General features: G+C 67.8%; 18 protein-coding genes. 7 read left to right on the top strand and 11 right to left on the bottom strand.

What is annotated here, in order from left to right:
• Nucleotides 1–29: 29 nt before the first annotated feature.
• Complete coding sequence (locus tag BAY61_RS08510) at nucleotides 30–254, top strand: hypothetical protein (protein WP_091794730.1); 225 nt, start codon at nucleotides 30–32, stop codon at nucleotides 252–254.
• On the opposite strand, the gene BAY61_RS08505 is transcribed toward BAY61_RS08510, so the two are convergent.
• Entirely contained in the window at nucleotides 229–1,419 is a 1,191-nt protein-coding gene (locus BAY61_RS08505) for an acyl-CoA dehydrogenase family protein (RefSeq protein ID WP_091794727.1), read from the bottom strand. The genes BAY61_RS08510 and BAY61_RS08505 overlap by 26 nt on opposite strands.
• Complete coding sequence (locus BAY61_RS08500; RefSeq protein WP_245865918.1) at nucleotides 1,416–2,591, bottom strand: CaiB/BaiF CoA transferase family protein; 1,176 nt, start codon at nucleotides 2,589–2,591, stop codon at nucleotides 1,416–1,418. The genes BAY61_RS08505 and BAY61_RS08500 overlap by 4 nt, the downstream gene beginning before the upstream one ends.
• A gap of 150 nt (nucleotides 2,592–2,741) precedes the next feature.
• Here BAY61_RS08500 and BAY61_RS08495 point away from each other — a divergent pair, with 150 nt between their 5' ends.
• On the top strand, nucleotides 2,742–3,506 hold the full coding sequence (locus BAY61_RS08495; RefSeq protein WP_091794724.1) for a helix-turn-helix domain-containing protein: 765 nt from the start codon (nucleotides 2,742–2,744) through the stop codon (nucleotides 3,504–3,506).
• On the opposite strand, the gene BAY61_RS08490 is transcribed toward BAY61_RS08495, so the two are convergent.
• Nucleotides 3,503–3,934, bottom strand: a complete 432-nt coding sequence (locus BAY61_RS08490) for a cold shock domain-containing protein (protein WP_091794721.1) — start codon at nucleotides 3,932–3,934, stop codon at nucleotides 3,503–3,505. The two genes, BAY61_RS08495 and BAY61_RS08490, sit on opposite strands and share 4 nt — an antisense overlap.
• A gap of 115 nt (nucleotides 3,935–4,049) precedes the next feature.
• On the bottom strand, nucleotides 4,050–5,948 hold the full coding sequence (htpG, locus tag BAY61_RS08485) for a molecular chaperone HtpG (RefSeq protein ID WP_091794718.1): 1,899 nt from the start codon (nucleotides 5,946–5,948) through the stop codon (nucleotides 4,050–4,052).
• Nucleotides 5,949–6,137: 189 nt separating this feature from the next.
• On the opposite strand from htpG, the gene BAY61_RS08480 reads away from it, so the two are divergent.
• Nucleotides 6,138–7,166 carry an ABC-2 transporter permease gene (locus tag BAY61_RS08480; RefSeq protein WP_176879458.1) on the top strand — a complete coding sequence of 343 codons (1,029 nt, stop codon included), beginning with the start codon at nucleotides 6,138–6,140 and terminating at the stop codon, nucleotides 7,164–7,166.
• 72 nt (nucleotides 7,167–7,238) lie between these two features.
• Nucleotides 7,239–7,961, top strand: a complete 723-nt coding sequence (locus BAY61_RS08475; RefSeq protein WP_091798439.1) for a Clp protease N-terminal domain-containing protein — start codon at nucleotides 7,239–7,241, stop codon at nucleotides 7,959–7,961.
• Between the two features lie 24 nt (nucleotides 7,962–7,985).
• Here BAY61_RS08475 and BAY61_RS08470 read toward each other — a convergent pair whose 3' ends face one another.
• Nucleotides 7,986–9,023, bottom strand: coding sequence for an LLM class flavin-dependent oxidoreductase (locus BAY61_RS08470; RefSeq protein WP_091794715.1), 1,038 nt, complete (start codon nucleotides 9,021–9,023; stop codon nucleotides 7,986–7,988).
• A gap of 198 nt (nucleotides 9,024–9,221) precedes the next feature.
• Between BAY61_RS08470 and BAY61_RS08465 the strand changes: the two genes are divergently transcribed.
• On the top strand, nucleotides 9,222–10,025 hold the full coding sequence (locus BAY61_RS08465; RefSeq protein WP_091794712.1) for a putative protein N(5)-glutamine methyltransferase: 804 nt from the start codon (nucleotides 9,222–9,224) through the stop codon (nucleotides 10,023–10,025).
• Nucleotides 10,026–10,142: 117 nt separating this feature from the next.
• On the top strand, nucleotides 10,143–10,598 hold the full coding sequence (locus tag BAY61_RS08460) for a MarR family winged helix-turn-helix transcriptional regulator (RefSeq protein ID WP_091794709.1): 456 nt from the start codon (nucleotides 10,143–10,145) through the stop codon (nucleotides 10,596–10,598).
• Nucleotides 10,599–10,608: 10 nt separating this feature from the next.
• On the opposite strand, the gene BAY61_RS08455 is transcribed toward BAY61_RS08460, so the two are convergent.
• The 4 genes from BAY61_RS08455 to BAY61_RS08440 form a co-directional block, all read right to left on the bottom strand.
• Nucleotides 10,609–12,888 (bottom strand): heavy metal translocating P-type ATPase, encoded by a 2,280-nt coding sequence (locus tag BAY61_RS08455; protein WP_091794706.1) that lies wholly within the window; start codon nucleotides 12,886–12,888, stop codon nucleotides 10,609–10,611.
• Entirely contained in the window at nucleotides 12,885–13,763 is an 879-nt protein-coding gene (locus BAY61_RS08450; RefSeq protein ID WP_091794703.1) for a hypothetical protein, read from the bottom strand. Before BAY61_RS08450 ends, BAY61_RS08455 begins: the two co-directional genes overlap by 4 nt.
• A gap of 240 nt (nucleotides 13,764–14,003) precedes the next feature.
• Nucleotides 14,004–14,210: a heavy-metal-associated domain-containing protein gene (locus BAY61_RS08445; protein ID WP_091798437.1), complete on the bottom strand. Its 207-nt coding sequence runs from the start codon at nucleotides 14,208–14,210 to the stop codon at nucleotides 14,004–14,006.
• 51 nt (nucleotides 14,211–14,261) lie between these two features.
• Nucleotides 14,262–14,543 (bottom strand): metal-sensitive transcriptional regulator, encoded by a 282-nt coding sequence (locus tag BAY61_RS08440; protein ID WP_091794700.1) that lies wholly within the window; start codon nucleotides 14,541–14,543, stop codon nucleotides 14,262–14,264.
• Nucleotides 14,544–14,773: 230 nt separating this feature from the next.
• Between BAY61_RS08440 and BAY61_RS08435 the strand changes: the two genes are divergently transcribed.
• Nucleotides 14,774–15,454: a FadR/GntR family transcriptional regulator gene (locus BAY61_RS08435; RefSeq protein ID WP_091794697.1), complete on the top strand. Its 681-nt coding sequence runs from the start codon at nucleotides 14,774–14,776 to the stop codon at nucleotides 15,452–15,454.
• A gap of 6 nt (nucleotides 15,455–15,460) precedes the next feature.
• Here the strand turns inward: BAY61_RS08435 and BAY61_RS08430 are convergent, their stop codons facing one another.
• On the bottom strand, nucleotides 15,461–16,210 hold the full coding sequence (locus tag BAY61_RS08430) for an SDR family NAD(P)-dependent oxidoreductase (protein ID WP_091794694.1): 750 nt from the start codon (nucleotides 16,208–16,210) through the stop codon (nucleotides 15,461–15,463).
• The gene (locus tag BAY61_RS08425) at nucleotides 16,203–17,087 is read right to left on the bottom strand and encodes a fumarylacetoacetate hydrolase family protein (RefSeq protein ID WP_091798434.1); all 885 of its coding nucleotides are present in this window, start codon (nucleotides 17,085–17,087) and stop codon (nucleotides 16,203–16,205) included. Before BAY61_RS08425 ends, BAY61_RS08430 begins: the two co-directional genes overlap by 8 nt.
• Nucleotides 17,088–17,186: the final 99 nt, after the last annotated feature.

Raw genomic sequence — 17,186 nt, 5'->3', positions numbered from 1 at the left:
GTTGCCGAATACCGCATTCGGTTGGCGCTGTGGAACGCCGCGACCGGCACGGTGACGCCGTCGGACTGCGGTTCGGTCGCTGTCGCTCCTCCCTCCTACGACGAGACAGCCCGGCGATTCATGACATCGGCAGCGAGGACGTCGCCGTCGCTCCGGTCAGGGCCCGCCTGAACGCGGAACTCGGTGACCTGAGTGCGGAACTCGACCGCACGAACGCGGGACTCGGGCTCACCGGAACGCGGCGTGCCCCGTGATCGCCTGCCCGAGAACCAGGGTGTGCATCTCGACGGTGCCCTCGTAGGTCAGCACGGACTCCAGGTTCGCCATGTGCCGGATCACCGGATATTCGAGCGAGATCCCGTTGGCGCCGAGGATGGTGCGCGCCTCACGGCAGATGTCGAGCGCTTCGCGGACGTTGTTCAGCTTGCCGAGACTGACCTGTTCCGGCAGCAGTGTTCCCTCGTCCTTCCTTCTTCCGAGGTGCACGGCGAGCAGCAGGCCCTTGGTGTATTCCAGGGTCATGTCCACGAGTTTGCGCTGGGTCAGCTGGAAACCGGCGATCGGCTTTCCGAACTGGGTGCGTTCTCCCGCGTAGGACAGCGCGGCGTTCAGGCACGCCCTCGCCGCGCCGAGCGATCCCCACACGATGCCGTACCTCGCCTCGTTGAGACAGCTCAACGGTCCCTTGAGCCCGGTGACCTCCGGAAGCACCGCCTCCGCGGGAAGCCGCACCCCGTCGAGTACCAGTTCGCTAGTCACCGAAGCCCGCAAAGACAGCTTGTGCGTGATCTCGGGCGCCGAGAAACCCGGCGTGCCGGCGGGAACGACGAACCCCCTCACGCCTTCGTCGGTGCGCGCCCACACGACGGCCACGTCGGCGACACTGCCGTTGGTGATCCACATCTTGCGGCCGTCGACGATCCAGTCCGTGCCGTCCCTGCGCGCGGTGGTGCGCATGTTGCCAGGATCCGAGCCGATGTCGGGCTCCGTGAGGCCGAAGCAGCCGATGGCCTTGCCTGCCGCCATGGCCGGCAGCCACTGTTGCTTCTGTTCCTCGGAGCCCCATCGCCAGATCGCGAACATCGCGAGCGATCCCTGCACCGAAACGAGTGACCGCACGCCGGAGTCGGATGCTTCGAGTTCCATGCACGCGAGACCGTATTCGGTGGCCGACATTCCCGCGCAGCCATACCCTTCGAGGTGCATGCCGAGCACGCCGAGCGAGCCCAGTTCCTGGGCGAGGCCGCGGATGTCGGGCAGTTCTCCCCTTTCGAACCAGTCCGCGACGAACGGATCGATCTTGTCCTCGCACAACCTGCGCACCGACTCAGCGACCTGTTTCTCCTGGGGAGTGAGCAGATCGCCGATGCCGGCGGGGTCGAGCGGGTCGATCCGCGGTGACCTGGTCTGCTTCGTCATGGTGTTGTCCTCTCCGCGAGCCAGCGCCGGATGTCGTCGTCGTGTTGTCCCAGTCTCGGTGGCGCCGTGTAGTGGGTGACCGGTGTCTCCGAGAAGCTGACGGGGTGGCGCACCTGTGGCGGGGCGCCATCGCCGACCGCGACGGTCGGCGCAAGACCGAGCGACTCCGCGAGCCGCATCCCGTCGCCGATGTCGCCGACCTTGCCCGCCGGAACGCCCACCGAGGTGAGCCGGGCACTCCACGCCTCGACGGTGTCCCCCCGCAGCTTCTCCTCAAGCGCCGCCCTGAGCGCGGGCCGGTTGCGCACCCTGGCCTCGTTCGTGGCGAACCGGTCGTCGCCGGCGAGTTCCGGAACACCGAGCGCCTCGGCGAGTTTGCCGAACTGCCGGTCGTTGCCGCAGGCCAGCGCGAGCACGTCATCCTTGCACCGCAACGTTTCGTACGGAGCGATGGAAGGATGCTCGTTCCCCATGCGTCCCGGCGGTTTTCCCGTGGCGAGGTAGCCCGAGGTCTGGTTGGCGAGCGAGCCCAGCAGGCTGGACAGCAGGTTGACCTCGACGCGCTGCCCTCGTCCCGACACCTCCCTCGCCCGCAGCGCGGCGAGTACGCCCACCGTGGCGTCCTTCGCCGTCAGCACGTCGACGAGCGCGACCCCGGCTTTGACCGGCTCGCCGCCGGGGGTGCCGGTGATGCTCATGAGCCCGCCCATGGCCTGCACCAGAAAGTCGTAGCCGGGAAGCGCCGCCCCCTGTCCGCTGCCGAAACCGGTCACCGAGCAGTAGACGAGCCGCTCGTTGAGCGCGCGAACCGATTCGTAGTCGAGGCCCCTCCTCGCCAGCGAGCCCGCCGGGAAGTTCTCCACCATGACGTCGGCGCGCGAGGCCAGCGTGCGGGCCATGACGAGGTCGTTCTCGTCGTCGAGGTCCAGTACGACCGATCGCTTCGACCTGTTCGCGCACTCGAAGTACGCGCTGGAATTGGCCGTCCACGGCGGCCCCCAGCTCCGGGTGTCGTCTCCCGTACCGGGCCGCTCGACCTTGATGACGGTCGCGCCGAGGTCGGCCAGCGTCATCGAGGCGAGCGGGCCCGCGAGCACGCGGCTGAAGTCGGCGACGAGCACTCCAGCCAACGGCATCCGCACGTCACCGGCGCCGGAATCCGGTGCTCGCATGAGTTCGACACCTCGTTTCGGGTTTCGTCCAGTACACGGTCCGGTTGTCCGGCCCGAACTTTCACGCATACTGGCATCCAACTACGTATTTACGCAACCTTGGTTCGTGTAGGGTCTGCTCGCAAGACCGATCAAGAAAGCAGCGATACCGTGTCGACGCACCCCACGCCGCAGGGGCGGCCGAGACCTCGCCATCGCATGGTCGACCGGATGGCGACCATCCTCGATCTCGCGGCCCGCTCGACCCACGGGGTCACGCTCACCGAGTTCGCTCGCGCGCTCGACGCGCCGCTGAGCTCGGTACAGGGCCTCGTCAACGGCCTCGTGGCGACGGGCTACCTCGAAGAGCGCGACCGGAAATACTCACTGGGCCCCGCGCCCTTCCTGCTCACGCGACTGACCGGCCGCCCTGCCGTCACCAGCGTCACGCACGAGGATCTCGTCGCGCTGCACTCGGAAACCGGGCTGACCGCGGTGCTGGCGATCGTCGTCGGCAGCGACCTCTACTACGTGGACTACGCCTCGTCCGACGCCCGCTACGCCTACCTGGCCGACAGCTTCGTCCGCCGCTCGCTCATCCGCACGTCGACGGGCTGGATCCTGTTGGCGGGTATGGAAAAGCGCGATCTCTGGGCACAGATCAACGCACTGCCGCCCTCGGAGTCGGAGCTCGTTCACCGTTTTCTCGGCGAGCTCACGCGTATTCAGCGCGAAGGCATCGTCGCCGCGCCACGAGCTTCCACTGAAGCCGACGGCGTGTCCGTCGCCGTGGTCGAGGACGGCACCACGGTGGCCGCCGTCGGCATCATGGGCGGCTACGACGAGATCGCCGAGCGCGAAAGAGAACTGATCGCAGCACTGACCGCGCGTCGCGCCGAATGGGAAGCCCGCGCAGCGCCGGAAAACACTCGCTAGGACTCAACCCAGCCGTGGCCGCGCGCGACCTCGGTGAGATTCTGCCGGATTCGCACGATCTGCTGCGCCGTCAGCGTTGGCTCCGCGGTCAGCAGCGTCTCGGTCAGTTCGCTCAGGTATTCCCTTGCCGAAAGGACATCGCAGAGCCCGTCCTCATCGGAAGAGGACTCGGCACGATGCGCGAACTGACGCGCTTGCGGCTCGGCCACCGCCTGCTCCAATATCTGGACCCTGGAGGCCTTCAGCCCCCTGTCACCGTCCTCGATGTCGAACTCGACCCTCGCCCCCATGCCGAGCAACCGCTTGTCGAAGTCGAGATCGTTGACGTGGATGAAAACGTCCTCACCACCCGTGTCGGGGGCGACAAACCCATATCCGCGAAACTCATCGAACCGAACGACTTTTCCCGCAACCACACCGAATCCCATCCACGACCATCGTGACCACACCGCGAACCACCGCCACGGCAACCCGACCATAGTCGGCGGCGGTCACGAGTACAACGAGGGCCCGTGACCGCCGCGACGACCTGACCGCCCGGATTCAGAGCGTGCCGGTGAGCTTGTCCGCGAGCAAAGCCGTGAACCGCTGCGGATCGAGCAGCTCACTGCCCTCCGCGAGCAATGCCATGCCGTACAACAACTCCACCGTCTCGGCGAGGGCTGCGGTGTCTTTTGTCTCACCGGCGTGCGCGGCGCGCAGTCCCGCCACCAGTGGGTGATCCGGGTTGAGTTCCAGGATCCGCTTGGCGGAGGGCACTTCCTGCCCCGCCGCCTCGTACATCTTCGCGAGCGCCGGGCTGATGTCGTAGGTCTCACCCACGATGCACGCGGGCGACGAGGTCAGCCGGGTGGAAAGCCGCACCTCCTTGATGTGCTCTTCCAGGGTCGTCGTCATCCATTCCAGCAGTGGCGCGAAATTCCGCCGCTGTTCGGTGCGCTCCGATTCGCTCTCGGTCTCGTCGTCGCCGCCCGGCAGATCGACCTGGCCCTTCGCGATCGACTGGAACGTCTTGCCGGCGAACCCGGTGACCGAACCCGCCCACATCTCGTCGATGGGGTCGGTGAGCAGCAGCACCTCGAAACCCTTGGCACGCAAGGCTTCCATGTGCGGCGACTTCTCGATCACCGACCGGGAAGCCCCGGTCAGGTAGTAGATGTGTTCCTGACCTTCCTTCATCCGCTCCACGTACCGCGCCAGCGTCGTCGGCCGCTCGGGATCGTGAGTCGTCTCGAAGGAGGCGATGTCGAGAATCGCCTCCTGATTGTCGGCATCGGTGACGATGCCCTCCTTGACGGCCTTGCCGAACTCGCGCCAGAACGTGTCGTACTGCTCGGGCTTGTCGGTGAGCATGCCCTTCACCGAGCCCAGCACCTTCTTGACGAGGCGCCGGCGCATGAGCCTGATGTGCCGGTCCTGTTGCAGGATCTCCCTTGAGACGTTGAGCGAGAGGTCCTGCGCGTCGACGACGCCCTTGACGAAGCGCAGGTACTCGGGCATGAGTTCCTCGCAGTCGTCCATGATGAACACGCGCTTGACGTAGAGCTGCACACCCCGTTTCGCGTCGCGCATGAAGAGGTCGAGCGGCGCACGAGACGGAATGAACAACAGGGCCTGGTACTCGAACGTGCCCTCTGCCATGAACTGGATGGTCTCCAGCGGGTCGGCCCAGTCGTGGCTGAGGTGCTTGTACAGCTCGCGGTACTCCTCCTCGGTGGTCTCGTCCTTCGGCCGGGCCCACAACGCCTTGCGGGAGTTGAGGATTTCGGCCTCTTCACCCTCCTCACCGGTTTCCATCCTGATGGGCCAGGTGATGAAGTCCGAGTACCTGCGGACGATCTCCTTGATCTTCGCCCGCGAGGTGTAGTCGTGGAGCTGGTCCTCGGCATCCTCCGGCTTGAGGTGCAGGGTGACGGCCGTTCCCTGAGGCGCGCCGGGCACCGTGTCGATCGTGTAAGTCCCCTCGCCGCGCGACTCCCACCGCGTGCCATCGGACTCCCCCGCGCGCCGAGTCAGCAGGGTCACCCTGTCGGCAACCATGAAGCTGGAGTAGAAGCCGACCCCGAACTGTCCGATCAGCTCGCGGGACGCTTCGCTGTCCTTGCTCTCGCGCAGCGTGCGCAGCAATTCCGCGGTCCCCGACTTGGCGATCGTGCCGATGAGGCCGACGACCTCGTCGCGCGACATGCCGATACCGTTGTCGCGCACCGTCAGCGTGCGCCGCTCGGGGTCGGTCTCGATGTCGATGCGCAGGTCGCTGACGTCGACGTCGAGGTCCTTGTCCTTGAACGCGGAAAGGCGCAGCTTGTCGAGCGCGTCGGAGGCGTTGGAGATCAATTCCCTGAGAAAGATGTCCTTGTTCGAGTAGATCGAGTGGACCATCAATTGCAGCAGCTGACGCGCCTCTGCCTGGAACTCCAGCGTCTCGGTCTGGGTAGCCACGAAAAATCCCTCCGGAGAAACAACAACCACAGGGCCCCGGGCCGTGGTAGCGGTTCCCGGGTGCCGTCCATCGTCGGGACCGATTATGGCAACAGCGCCCGGCCGCGCGGGTGAGCGGCCCGCGTTCCAGCGAGCGAGGGGCGTCTGCCCGGCTTACGGTTCCCCGGGGAGAGGAAGGGGCCGCGAACCATGAGCACACGGCACAGGATCAACGTCCGCAGGAGCATGGTGCGCGACCTCTGGGACGCGGTGCAACCGAGGACCCTGCTGCTCATGCTCGGCGTGCTCGCGCTGCAACTCGGCTTCATCCTCTCCTACGTCGGTGCGTTCCACGGTCCGGATCCGCACCGGATCACGCTCGCCACGGTGGCTCCACAAGCGACAGTGGATCAGCTCAACGCGATCGAGGGGACGCCACTGGAGGCCCACCTGGTCGCCGACGAGGCGCAGGCGCGTGCCCAGGTACTCGACCGTTCCGCCGACGCGGCGTTCGTGCCCGATCCCCAGGGCGGCACCGACACGCTGCTCGTGGCCTCCGCGGCGGGCCCCTCACTGGCCACCGCGACGCAGCAGGTGTTGTCGGGCGTCGAGGCCCAGCAGGGCCGGAACCTGACGACGGAGGATCTCGTGCCACCGCAGCAGGGCGACGCGAGGGCGCTGTCGGGGTTCTACGCGATGATCGGCTGGCTCGTCGGCGGCTATCTCGCCGCCGCGGCGCTCGGCGTCGCCAAGGGAGCGCGGCCCGCGACGCTGCGAAGGGCGGCGATCCGGCTCGGCGCGATGGTCCCCTACTCCGTGATCTCCGGTGTGCTCGGCGCCCTCATTCTCGACCAGTGGCTCGGCGCGCTGACCGGTCACTTCGGCAGTTTGTGGTGGCTGGGGGCCGCGCTCGTGTTCGTGGCGGCGAGCGTGACGGTCGCCTTGCAAGTGCTGTTCGGCATCATCGGCATCGGCTTCACCGTGTTGATCTTCGTCGTACTTGGCAATCCCAGCGCGGGCGGCGCGTTCCAGGGACCGCTGCTGCCGGAGTTCTGGCGGAACATCGGCGGCTACCTCCCCAACGGCGCGGGCACGGAGGCCATTCGCAACGCCACCTATTTCGACGGCAACGCGATGAACGGGCCTCTGCTGGTGCTGCTGGTGTGGGGACTCGGCGGCCTGGTACTCACCCTGATCGGCTCCGCGGTCCGGATCCGGCTGCACGGATCGAGTACCTGACCTCGACACCTTGCCCATACCCCGTCGCAGGGGTATATATGGGGTCATAACAGAGCCCGAGAGGTGGTCGTGATGCCGAAAATCAACGTGTATCTGCCGGACGAACTCGCCGACGCGGTCAAGACCGCGGGCATCCCGGTGTCGGCCATCTGCCAGCGCGCACTGGAGCACTCGGTGAAGCGGGTCAGCGCGATCAGGGCGCGCGCGCTCGACGATCCCGCCAGCGTCGTGGCGGACCTGTCGCAGTTCACCGGGCGAAGCCGGACCGCGCTCACCCTCGGCATCGACAAGGCAAGGGCCGAGGGCGCCCGCGAGGTCGGCACGGAACACCTGCTTGCCGGGCTGCTGGCGGAGGGGGAAAACCTCGGTCTGCGCGTGCTCGGCTCGCTGGACGTCGAGGTCACCAAGCTGACCCGCGAACTGGAGCGGCGCGCCGGTTCGGGTACCGGAACGAACGAGGGCGCCGAGCGCTTCGGCGCGCTTGCGGCCGCCGCACTCGAACTGGCCGCCACCGAAGCGCTGACCATGGGGCACAACTACATCGGCTGCGAGCACCTGCTGCTCGGACTGCTGGCCGAGCCGTCGGGAACGGCCGGACAACTCCTGCGCGCGCACGGCGCCGAACTGAAGGCGACGCGAGGTGCCGTCACCGCGGCGCTCGCCGGGTACCTGCACGGCAACGCCCAGCGGCCCGGCACCGAAGCCGAGAGCGTGCTGCGGCACCTGCTCGACCGCATCAGCAGAATCGAGGATCGAATCGGAATGTCTACTTCGGACACAGCGGGAGCGGAATAGTCACCGGAGCCGCTCCCCGATCGCTCACGTTTCCGCGAACTCCCTGCGCACCACGGGAAGCACCTCGGTACCCAGCAACTCGATCGCCGTCATCACCTGCCGGTGCGGGACCCCCGACCAGTCCATCTGCATCGCGTACCGGTCGGCGCCGGTCAGCTTGCCGACGGCGATCAGCCGCTCAGCGACCTCCTGCGGACTGCCCGCGAACACCGATCGCGCCCCGCGCGTGTACTCGTCGTAGTGCGCGCGCGTCGGCAGCGGCCAGCCCCTCGCCTCGGCCCCGTACTTCATGGTCTGCATCCAGTACGGGTAGAACGCCTCCTTCGCCTCCCGCGAATCGCGGGCGACAAGCCCGATCGCGCTCATCGTGACGTGCAAGTCACCCGGCGCGTGCCCGCCGGAAGCACCGGCCTCCCGGTACAGATCGACCAGCGGCGCGAATCGCTCCGGTTGTCCTCCGATGACGGCGTACACCACGGGAAGCCCAAGCAGCCCCGCGCGGATCGACGATTCCGGGTTTCCGCCCGTCGCCACGGAAACGCGCAACCGCCTGCCGTAGGGACGCGGATGGATGCGCGCGTTCTCCAGCGCCGGGCGAAACCGGCCCGACCAGGTGATGGGGTCTTCCCTGTCGATGCGCAGCAGCAGGGCCAGTTTTTCCTCGAAAAGGTCGTTGTAGTCGGCGAGATCGGCGCCGAACAGCGGGAACGACTCGGTGAACGATCCCCTGCCTACCAGCAGTTCGGCGCGGCCCCTGCTGAGCTGGTCGAGTGTGGTGAACTGCTGGTACAGCCGGACAGGGTCCTCAGTGCTGAGCACACTGACGGCGGTGCTGAGCGTGATGCTCTCGGTGACGCTCGCCGCCGCGGCGAGCACGGTGGCCGGATTGGACACCGCGTAGTTGGCCAGGTGATGTTCGCCGACTCCGTAGAAGCGCAGCCCCACCGCCTCGGCGAGCCTGATCCGCTCGATGGTCTCGGCGAGCCGGTCGGCCACCGAGACCCGCTCGCCACCGACCGGATCGGGATGACGGTCGGCGAAACTGTAGATCCCCAGCTCCATGGTGTCTCCTCCCCGACAACCGGCATCCGGCCGGGCCGTCACCACCTCAGGTCGTCGTTCCTATTCGACCACGAGCGCGCGAGGCGGGCGAGAGCGGCAACCCACCCGAGCCGTATTTCCATTGTGGACATTTATTTGTCTATTGAGGACTCGGTACCGCACGCGCGGAGGCCGGCGGGGTTCTGGAAGACTGCTGACATGCCTGTTCCGGCTTTGCCTCGATCCGACGTCGTCGCCAGTCTGCGTGCCGCAGGCTGCGTGTTCGCCGAGGACGAGGCGCGACTGCTGATCGAGGCCGCGACGAGCGAGGCCGAACTGGCCGCGCTCGTCGGCCGCCGCGCCGAGGGCACGCCGCTTGAGCACCTGCTCGGCTGGGCGGGGTTTCACGGCGACCGGGTCACGCTCGCCCCCGGCGTTTTCGTTCCCCGCAGGCGCAGCGAGTTCCTTGTCGACAGGGCCGCCGCCGTGGCGCCGCCCGCCCCGATCGTCGTCGACCTGTGCTGCGGCTCCGGGGCGCTGGGAGCCGCGCTGGCCCGCGTGCTCGGCAACGTGCGGTTGTTCGCCGCCGACATCGACCCCGCCGCCGCGGACTGCGCCCGGCGCAACATCGCCGAGTTCGGCGGGAGCGCCTACCACGGCGATCTCTACGCTCCGCTGCCCCCTTCGTTGCGCGGCACGGTCGACGTCGTACTGGCCAACGTCCCCTACGTGCCGAGCGGAGAGGTCGGCCTGCTCCCGAGGGAAGCCAGGGAGCACGAACCGCCGCGCGCACTCGACGGCGGGCCCGACGGGCTCGACCTGCTGCGCCGCGTGGCCGCCGAGGCTCCGGAATGGCTCGCGCCGGGAGGGCACCTCTTCTTCGAGACAAGCGAAAGCCAGGCCCCACTCGCGGTCGCCGCCCTCACGCGCGCCGGATTGACGGCGACGGTGGCGCACTCGGAAGACCTCGGAGCCACCGTCGTGAGCGGAACCCTGGCTCCAGCGCGGAACTCGCGGTCCTGAGTGCGGATCTCGGCGTCCTGAGTGCGGAACTCGCGCGGCTGAGTGCGGATCTCGGGGCGCCGCAACGTTGGTGTTTCGAACGTTAGTTGTCCGAACACCGGGTGTTAGGGTCCTCGCATGGCCGACTCCCATCCACACGCCGCCCCGGCCAGACTGCGTTCCCTGCCGAGCTGGCTGCTCACCCAGGCATCGCTGCCCGCGCACCGGCTCGTCGCCGACAACCTCGCCGCCGTCGGCGCGCGCGGATACCACTACCGGCTGCTGGCGACGCTGACCGAGTTCGGACCCGAGAGCCAGGCGAACCTCGGCAGGCGAACGGGTATCCACCTCAGCGACATCGTCGCCGCGGTCAACGAACTCGCCGAAGCGGGATTCGTGGACCGCAGCCCCGATCCCGCCGACCGCAGGCGCAACGTCATCACCGTCACCGCGAGCGGGCGCACCCGGCTCGACGAGCTCGAAACGGTTCTCGGGCAGGTACAAGAAAAGCTGCTCGCGCCCCTGAACGATCAGGAACGCGAGCAGCTCGTCTCACTGCTGGCCAAGGTTCTCGACCACCACGGCAGGCCGTAGCCGTACCTGGTTACCGGAATGCCCGCAGCCGCAGGCTGTTGCTGACCACGAACACGGAACTGAACGCCATGGCCGCACCGGCGAGCATCGGGTTCAGCAAGCCGGCCGCGGCGAGCGGCAGCGCCGCGACGTTGTAGGCGAAGGCCCAGAACAAGTTGCCCTTGATGGTGCGCAAGGTCTTGCGGGAAAGGCGAATCGCGTCGGCCGCGGTCCGCAGATCCCCGCGAACGAGCGTCAGGTCGCTCGCCTCGATCGCCACGTCGGTTCCCGTGCCCATCGCGAGCCCGAGGTCGGCCTGTGCGAGCGCGGCCGCGTCGTTGACCCCGTCTCCGACCATGGCCACGACCTTGCCTTCGCCCTGCAACCTGCTGACGACGGCGGCCTTGTCCTTGGGCAGTACCTCCGCGATCACCTCGGTGATCCCCACCTCGGCGGCCACGGTCCGCGCGACCGCTTCGTTGTCCCCTGTCAACAACACCGGGTTCAGGCCGAGGTCGCGCAGTTGCCCGATCGCCTCGGCCGAGGTCGGTTTCACCGTGTCGGCCACGACGAGCACCGCGCGTGCCGCACCGTCCCAGCCGACGACGACGGCGGTCCCGCCCTTGCGCTCGTGCTCGGCTTTCGCCTCGACCAGCTCGCCGGACAGGTGGTGACTCCACTGTTCGAGCAGTGCCGTCCGGCCGACGAGCACCGCGTGGCCCTCGACGATGCCCTGCACGCCGAGCCCCTCGACGTTGCCGAATTCCTCGACGGCAGGCAGTGAGCCGACCCGTTCCCGCGCCCCGGTCGCGATCGCCCGCGCGATCGGGTGCTCGGAGGCGTCCTCCAGCGCACCGGCGAACCTGAGCACGTCGTCAGCGGCGACCCCGTCGGCAACGACGATGTCGGCCAGCGCCATCTTGCCCGTCGTGACCGTCCCGGTCTTGTCGAGCACCACGGTGTCCACCTTGCGCGTGGACTCCAGCACCTCCGGCCCCTTGATGAGGATGCCGAGCTGGGCACCCCTGCCCGTTCCGACGAGCAACGCCGTCGGCGTGGCGAGACCGAGAGCGCACGGGCAAGCGATGATCAGCACCGCGACGGCGGCGGTGAAGGCAGCCGTCGCCGTGCCCCCGGTACCCAGCCAGTACGCGAGCGTTCCCACCGCGAGCGCGATGACGATAGGGACGAACACGGCGGAGATCCGGTCGGCAAGGCGCTGCACGGCCGCCTTGCCGGTCTGCGCCTGCTCGACCAGCTTCGCCATCTGCGACAGCTGCGTGTCCGCACCGATCCTGGTCGCCCGCACCAGCAGCCTGCCGCCCGAGTTGACGGTCGCACCGACCACCTGGTCGCCCGGACCGACCTCGACAGGGACCGACTCACCGGTGAGCATGCTGGCGTCGACGGCCGAACTGCCCTCGGCGACGACACCGTCGGTCGCGATCTTCTCCCCTGGCCTGACCACGAACTCGTCGCCGACCACCAGTTCGTCGACGGAGATGCGCAGCGGCCTTCCGTCCCGCACGACCTCGACGTCCTTGGCACCGAGTTCGAGCAGCGCCCGCAGCGCCGCCCCCGCCCTTCGCTTGGACCTCGCCTCGAAGTAGCGGCCCGCGAGGATGAACGTCGTGACCCCCGCGGCGACTTCGAGATAGATGTTGCCGTCGCCGCTCATCCGCTCGATGGTCAGCTCGAACGGATGCACCATGCCGGGCACACCCGCGGTGCCGAACAGCAACGCGTAGAGCGACCAGGCGAGCGCGGCGATGGTGCCCATCGAAATGAGCGTGTCCATGGTCGCCGCGCCGTGGCGCAGGTTCACCCACGCCGCCTTGTGGAACGGCAACGCCGCCCACACCACCACTGGCGCGGCCAGCACCAGCGAAATCCACTGCCAGTAGGTGAATTGCAACGCGGGGATCATCGCCATGGCCACGACCGGAACCGACAACACGAGCGAGGTCAGCAGCCGCTGCCGCAGTGACCTCGTCGCGGCGTCGTCGCCGTCCGTGGTCTCGCCGCTTTCGTCAGTGCCGCCGTCCCGCTCGGGTTTCGGCAGGGTGGCCGAGTAACCGGCGGCCTCGACCTGTTCGACGAGCTGTTCCGGCAGGACGTCCGCACCGAAGCTGACCTTCGCCTTCTCGGTGGCGTAGTTGACCGTCGCGGTGACGCCGTCGAGTTTGTTGAGCTTGCGTTCGATGCGGGCCGCGCACGAAGCGCAGGTCATTCCCGTGATCGCCAGCTCGACCTCATCCCGGTCGCCGCGACCGGCGGTGTCCCGCGGTGCCGACGCGTGCCCGGTGGTCATGAGTGCGCTCCTTCCACCGTGAACTCGGCAGTGCGCACCGTGCCCTCGTGCTGGAAGTCGAGGAATAACCGGTAGGTGGCCGCCGAGGGAACCTCGGTGTGGAAGGTGATCTCGGGGCCGCCCCTCGGGTCGTCTCCCGGGTGGACGTGCAGGTAGGCGAGATCCCCTTCGCGCAAGGCGACGAGATGCCCGTCGGCTCCGAGATACGGCTGGAGATCGGTCACCGGCCTTCCGTCCTTGCTGACGGTCAGCGTCACCAGCGTCGACTTGCCTGCGATAAGTTCGCCGTCGAGCCTGACCTCGTATCCATCCACCTTCGCCACCCGGCTCGGCTGATAGTCGCGAGGCTGGAAGTCACCGGCCGCGGCGAGGTCGACGCCGAGTGTCATCGACTCGCCTCCTTCCGGGACGAAGTCGGCGAAGGCGCGATATCCACCGGCGTCCTCGATGTTCAGCGGGACGGTCCAGGTGCCTTCGGCGTCCATCGTCGGATGCACGTGCTGGAATCCGGACGTGTCCCCGCGCACCACGATGAGGTGCATCTTCTTCTCGTGCTCCGTCTCGAACCTGGTGACCGGATCGCCGTGCGGCCCGATGATCCGGAACGAGAAGTCGCCTTCGGTCCCTGTGGCGAGCGTCGTGCTGGTGGGCGTGAGGGTGTAACCGCCCCTGGACGACGCCAGCCCCTCGGGCTGGTCGATTTGCTCGGCTTCCGCGACGGAGCCGCCGTGACCGTCCCCGTGCCCGCCGTCCTCTTCGGCGGGTGCGCCGGCATTGCCGACAGGGGGACCGACAGCGTTCCCGATCATCCACGCGCCCGCGGCGACGATGGCGAGGGTTACTCCGTAGGCGGAAAGCTTCGCTGCTGTGTTCATGTCAGTCCTCGAAGTCCTGTTCCCGTGGTGAGCCCACGTGAACCGCCTAGGTGTTCAATAAGCGGCGAAGCCGGTTGGAGTGGGCAAGCAACCGGCACCGCGGCGGGTTCTGAGGTGGTTCCATCGCGAGGACAGCGTCAACGTGGTGTATCGGAATACATGAGGAGACGATCCCGCGGCGAGGAGCCACCTCAGGTTCCGCCACCCGCACCGCCACTCAAACCACCCACGAAACAATCTCTAGGTGTTCAGTGTGTATCCGGCTTCCTCGACGGCCGCCTTGACGTCGTCGAGCCCGAGTTCCTTCTCGCTGCTGACGGTGACCGCTCCGGTCGGCAGGTCGACGGCGACGCCGGTGACGCCGTCGATGGCCTCGACCTCCTCCGTCACCGAGGCGGCGCAGTGCCCGCAGGTCATCCCGGTCACCGTGTAGGTCGTCTCAGTCATCGCCATGTCCTCCATGAATGTGTTCCGGTTGGTGTTTCCCGCGCCGTCGAGTCAGGAGCGGACGAGGCGGGCGATGGCCTCACTTGCCTCGCGAACCTTTTCCTCCGCGGTCTCGCCGCCCTCGGCGATGGCCTCAGCGACACAGTGCTTGAGGTGCTCGTCCATCAGCCCCAGAGACACCGCCTGCAATGCCTTGGTCGCGGCCGAGATCTGGGTGAGCACGTCGATGCAGTACTCGTCGTTCTCGACCATCCGCTGCAAGCCCCGGATCTGCCCCTCGACCCGCCGCAGTCGCTTGAGGTAGCTGTCCTTATCTCCGGTGTATCCCCGCATCGTCCTTCTCCTCACTGATTCCGAATGGGGTTCAGCTTACCCCCCACCCGTATCCGGCTGACACAGTTGTACCCCTGGGGGGTAGTTGCGTCAAGCGGATTCAGGCGATCGAGTCGAGCAGCCATCGCCCCCACGGTGAGCGAGCGACATCACCGAGAAGGAGCAAAGATCCGATGTATTCTGAGCCCGTCCAGATCCGCGAGTCCCGCACCGGGAGCACGAGGAGCACCATGTCCGTCACCGACGACGCCATCGAGGCGATCAAGCAGATGATCGTCGACGGGGAGTTGCGGCCAGGCGACCGGCTCCCTCGCGAACCCGACCTCGCCGAGCGGCTGGGGCTCTCCCGCAGTTCCCTTCGCGAGGCGGTCAGGGCGCTGTCGCTGATCCACGTGCTCGACGTGCGCAGGGGCGATGGCACCTACGTCACGAGCCTCGAACCGTCACTGCTCATGGACGCCATGGGATTCGTCGTCGACTTCCACCGCGACGACACGGTGCTCCAGTTCCTCGAAGCGCGCCGGATCATCGAACCGGCCGCCACCGCGATGGCCGCCGTGAACATGTCCGAAGAGGAGGTCGAAGGGCTCGCCGACCTGATCGACGCGCTCGGCACCTCCCCCTCCGTCGAGCAGCTCGTCGCCAACGATCTCGAATTCCACCGGCGGATCGCGGCCGGTTCCGGCAACCAGGTGTTGTCCTCGCTCGTGGAAAGCGTGTCCGGCCGCACCCAGCGGGCCCGCACCTGGCGGGGCATCACCCAGGAAGCGGCCGTCGAGCGAACCCTCGCCGAGCACAGGGCCATCCAGCAAGCGCTCGCCGCGCGACAGGCCGAGGTCGCGGGAGCATGGGCGACGGTCCACATCGCGGGCGTCGAACAGTGGATCCGGCAGACACTCGTCGAATCCTGACCGTAGTCAGGCGGGCCGCAACCGCAGATCCTGCATGCCACCGTCGATCGCGATGCCGACCCCGCTCGTCGAGGCGGCCAAGGGACTCGCGAGATACACGACGGCGTGCGCGACCTCGCCCGGCGACACCAGCCTTCCGTGCGGTTGCCGCGCGCACAGCGCCGCCCGCTCCGCCTCCGGATCCTCAGCCGAGTCGAGCAGTCTGCCGATCCACGGGGTGTCGGCGGTGCCGGGATTGACGCAGTTGACCCTGATGCCCTCGCGCAGATGATCGGCGGCCATGGCTCTCGACAACGCGAGCACGGCCCCTTTCGACGCGCTGTAGAGGGCCCGCCGCGGAAGTCCGGCCGTGGCGACGATAGAACCGACGTTCACGATCGCGGCCGAAGACGACTCACGCAGGTAGGGCAGCGCGGCCCTGCTCATGCGCACCATGCCGAGTACGTTGACGTCCAGTACCCGCCACCACTCCTCGTCGTCGTTGTCGGCGACCGTGCCCTGCGCGCCGATGCCGGCGTTGTTGACGAGAATGTCCAGTCCGCCGAATCGCTCCGCGATGTTTCCGACGGCACGGCGCACGGACCCGTCGTCGGTGACGTCGGCCGGCACGGCGAGCACCCCGTCGGCCGCGGTGAAGTCACTCCGGTCGATCGCGGCGACGGAAGCGCCCCGTTCCCGCAGCGCGGCGACGACGGCGGCGCCGATTCCCGACGCGCCACCGGTGACCGCGGCGGTGAGTCCGTCGAACTCAGCCATGATGTCCTTCCTCCGCACGGAAAACCGCGTCCGGCGAGTACTCGACGAACGTCTGCCGCTGCCTGCCGAGTCCCTCGATCTCCAGCTCGACGACGTCGCCTGGGGCGAGATAGGGGAACCTGCCGGACAACGCCACCCCCTGCGGGGTGCCGGTCATGACGAGGTCGCCCGGTTCGAGCGTCAGGTACTGACTGATGTGCCACAGCAGGTATTCGACCCCGAAGACGAGGTCGGCCGTGCTCGAATCCTGCCGCGGCTGCCCGTTGACCCAGCTCCGCAAGCGCAGACCGGTGTGGTCGACCTCGTCCGGCGTCACCAGCCACGGGCCGAGCGGGTTGAAGCCGGGGGCACATTTTCCCTTGCTCCACTGGCCTCCCGAGTCGGCGAGCTGGAATCGCCGCTCCGAGACGTCGTTGCCGACGACGAACCCCGCGACGCTGTTCATCGCCTCGGCGGGCGAGCCGAGGTAGGCGGTGCGCCTGCCGATGACGATGCCGAGTTCCACCTCCCAGTCGGTGCGCTCACTTCCCGGCGGGATGGTGACGTCGTCGTCGGGACCCACCACGGTGTTGGGGGTCTTGAGGAAAAGGATCGGGACCTCGGGCGGCTCCGAACCGGATTCGGCCGCGTGGGCCGCGTAGTTCATGCCGACGCACACCACCGCGCTCGGCCGCGCGATGGGGGAACCGGTCCTGGCGCCGGTGTCCAGTTCGGGCAGCTCACCGTTCTCCAGCGCGGTTCTGGCCGCCGAAATCCCTCCCTCAGCCAGAAAGGCGCCGTCGATGTCGGCGGTGAGCCCGCCGAGGTCATAGGCCGTTTCCCCCGCGAAGACCGCGGGCCGTTCGGCTCCAATGGGGCCGAACCTGGCGAGCTTCACCATGCGCTCCTCTTCGTCGAGCAGGCGGTCAGTGCGTCCGCGCACCACCTTGACGGCAAATACATCGGATGTCTATGGTTCCGCACAGCAGTGACGTAG

Origin of the sequence: Prauserella marina (assembly GCF_002240355.1) — a bacterium.
GTDB lineage: Bacteria > Actinomycetota > Actinomycetes > Mycobacteriales > Pseudonocardiaceae > Prauserella_A > Prauserella_A marina.
The sequence above is the reverse complement of the archived record's forward strand: the minus strand, read 5'-3'. Positions and strand labels throughout refer to the sequence as shown.

Bases quoted from the DNA above. Each gene is read 5' to 3' on its own strand.
- BAY61_RS08445 (WP_091798437.1), bottom strand. From the start codon at position 14,210: ATGACTGAGACGACCTACACGGTGACCGGGATGACCTGCGGGCACTGC.
- BAY61_RS08430 (WP_091794694.1), bottom strand. From the start codon at position 16,210: ATGGCTGAGTTCGACGGACTCACCGCCGCGGTCACCGGTGGCGCGTCG.
- BAY61_RS08500 (WP_245865918.1), bottom strand. From the start codon at position 2,591: ATGCGAGCACCGGATTCCGGCGCCGGTGACGTGCGGATGCCGTTGGCT.
- BAY61_RS08460 (WP_091794709.1), top strand. From the start codon at position 10,143: ATGGCCGACTCCCATCCACACGCCGCCCCGGCCAGACTGCGTTCCCTG.
- BAY61_RS08450 (WP_091794703.1), bottom strand. From the start codon at position 13,763: ATGAACACAGCAGCGAAGCTTTCCGCCTACGGAGTAACCCTCGCCATC.
- BAY61_RS08490 (WP_091794721.1), bottom strand. From the start codon at position 3,934: ATGGGATTCGGTGTGGTTGCGGGAAAAGTCGTTCGGTTCGATGAGTTT.
- BAY61_RS08480 (WP_176879458.1), top strand. From the start codon at position 6,138: ATGAGCACACGGCACAGGATCAACGTCCGCAGGAGCATGGTGCGCGAC.
- BAY61_RS08455 (WP_091794706.1), bottom strand. From the start codon at position 12,888: ATGACCACCGGGCACGCGTCGGCACCGCGGGACACCGCCGGTCGCGGC.
- BAY61_RS08470 (WP_091794715.1), bottom strand. From the start codon at position 9,023: ATGGAGCTGGGGATCTACAGTTTCGCCGACCGTCATCCCGATCCGGTC.
- BAY61_RS08465 (WP_091794712.1), top strand. From the start codon at position 9,222: ATGCCTGTTCCGGCTTTGCCTCGATCCGACGTCGTCGCCAGTCTGCGT.
- BAY61_RS08505 (WP_091794727.1), bottom strand. From the start codon at position 1,419: ATGACGAAGCAGACCAGGTCACCGCGGATCGACCCGCTCGACCCCGCC.
- BAY61_RS08440 (WP_091794700.1), bottom strand. From the start codon at position 14,543: ATGCGGGGATACACCGGAGATAAGGACAGCTACCTCAAGCGACTGCGG.
- BAY61_RS08435 (WP_091794697.1), top strand. From the start codon at position 14,774: ATGTCCGTCACCGACGACGCCATCGAGGCGATCAAGCAGATGATCGTC.
- BAY61_RS08475 (WP_091798439.1), top strand. From the start codon at position 7,239: ATGCCGAAAATCAACGTGTATCTGCCGGACGAACTCGCCGACGCGGTC.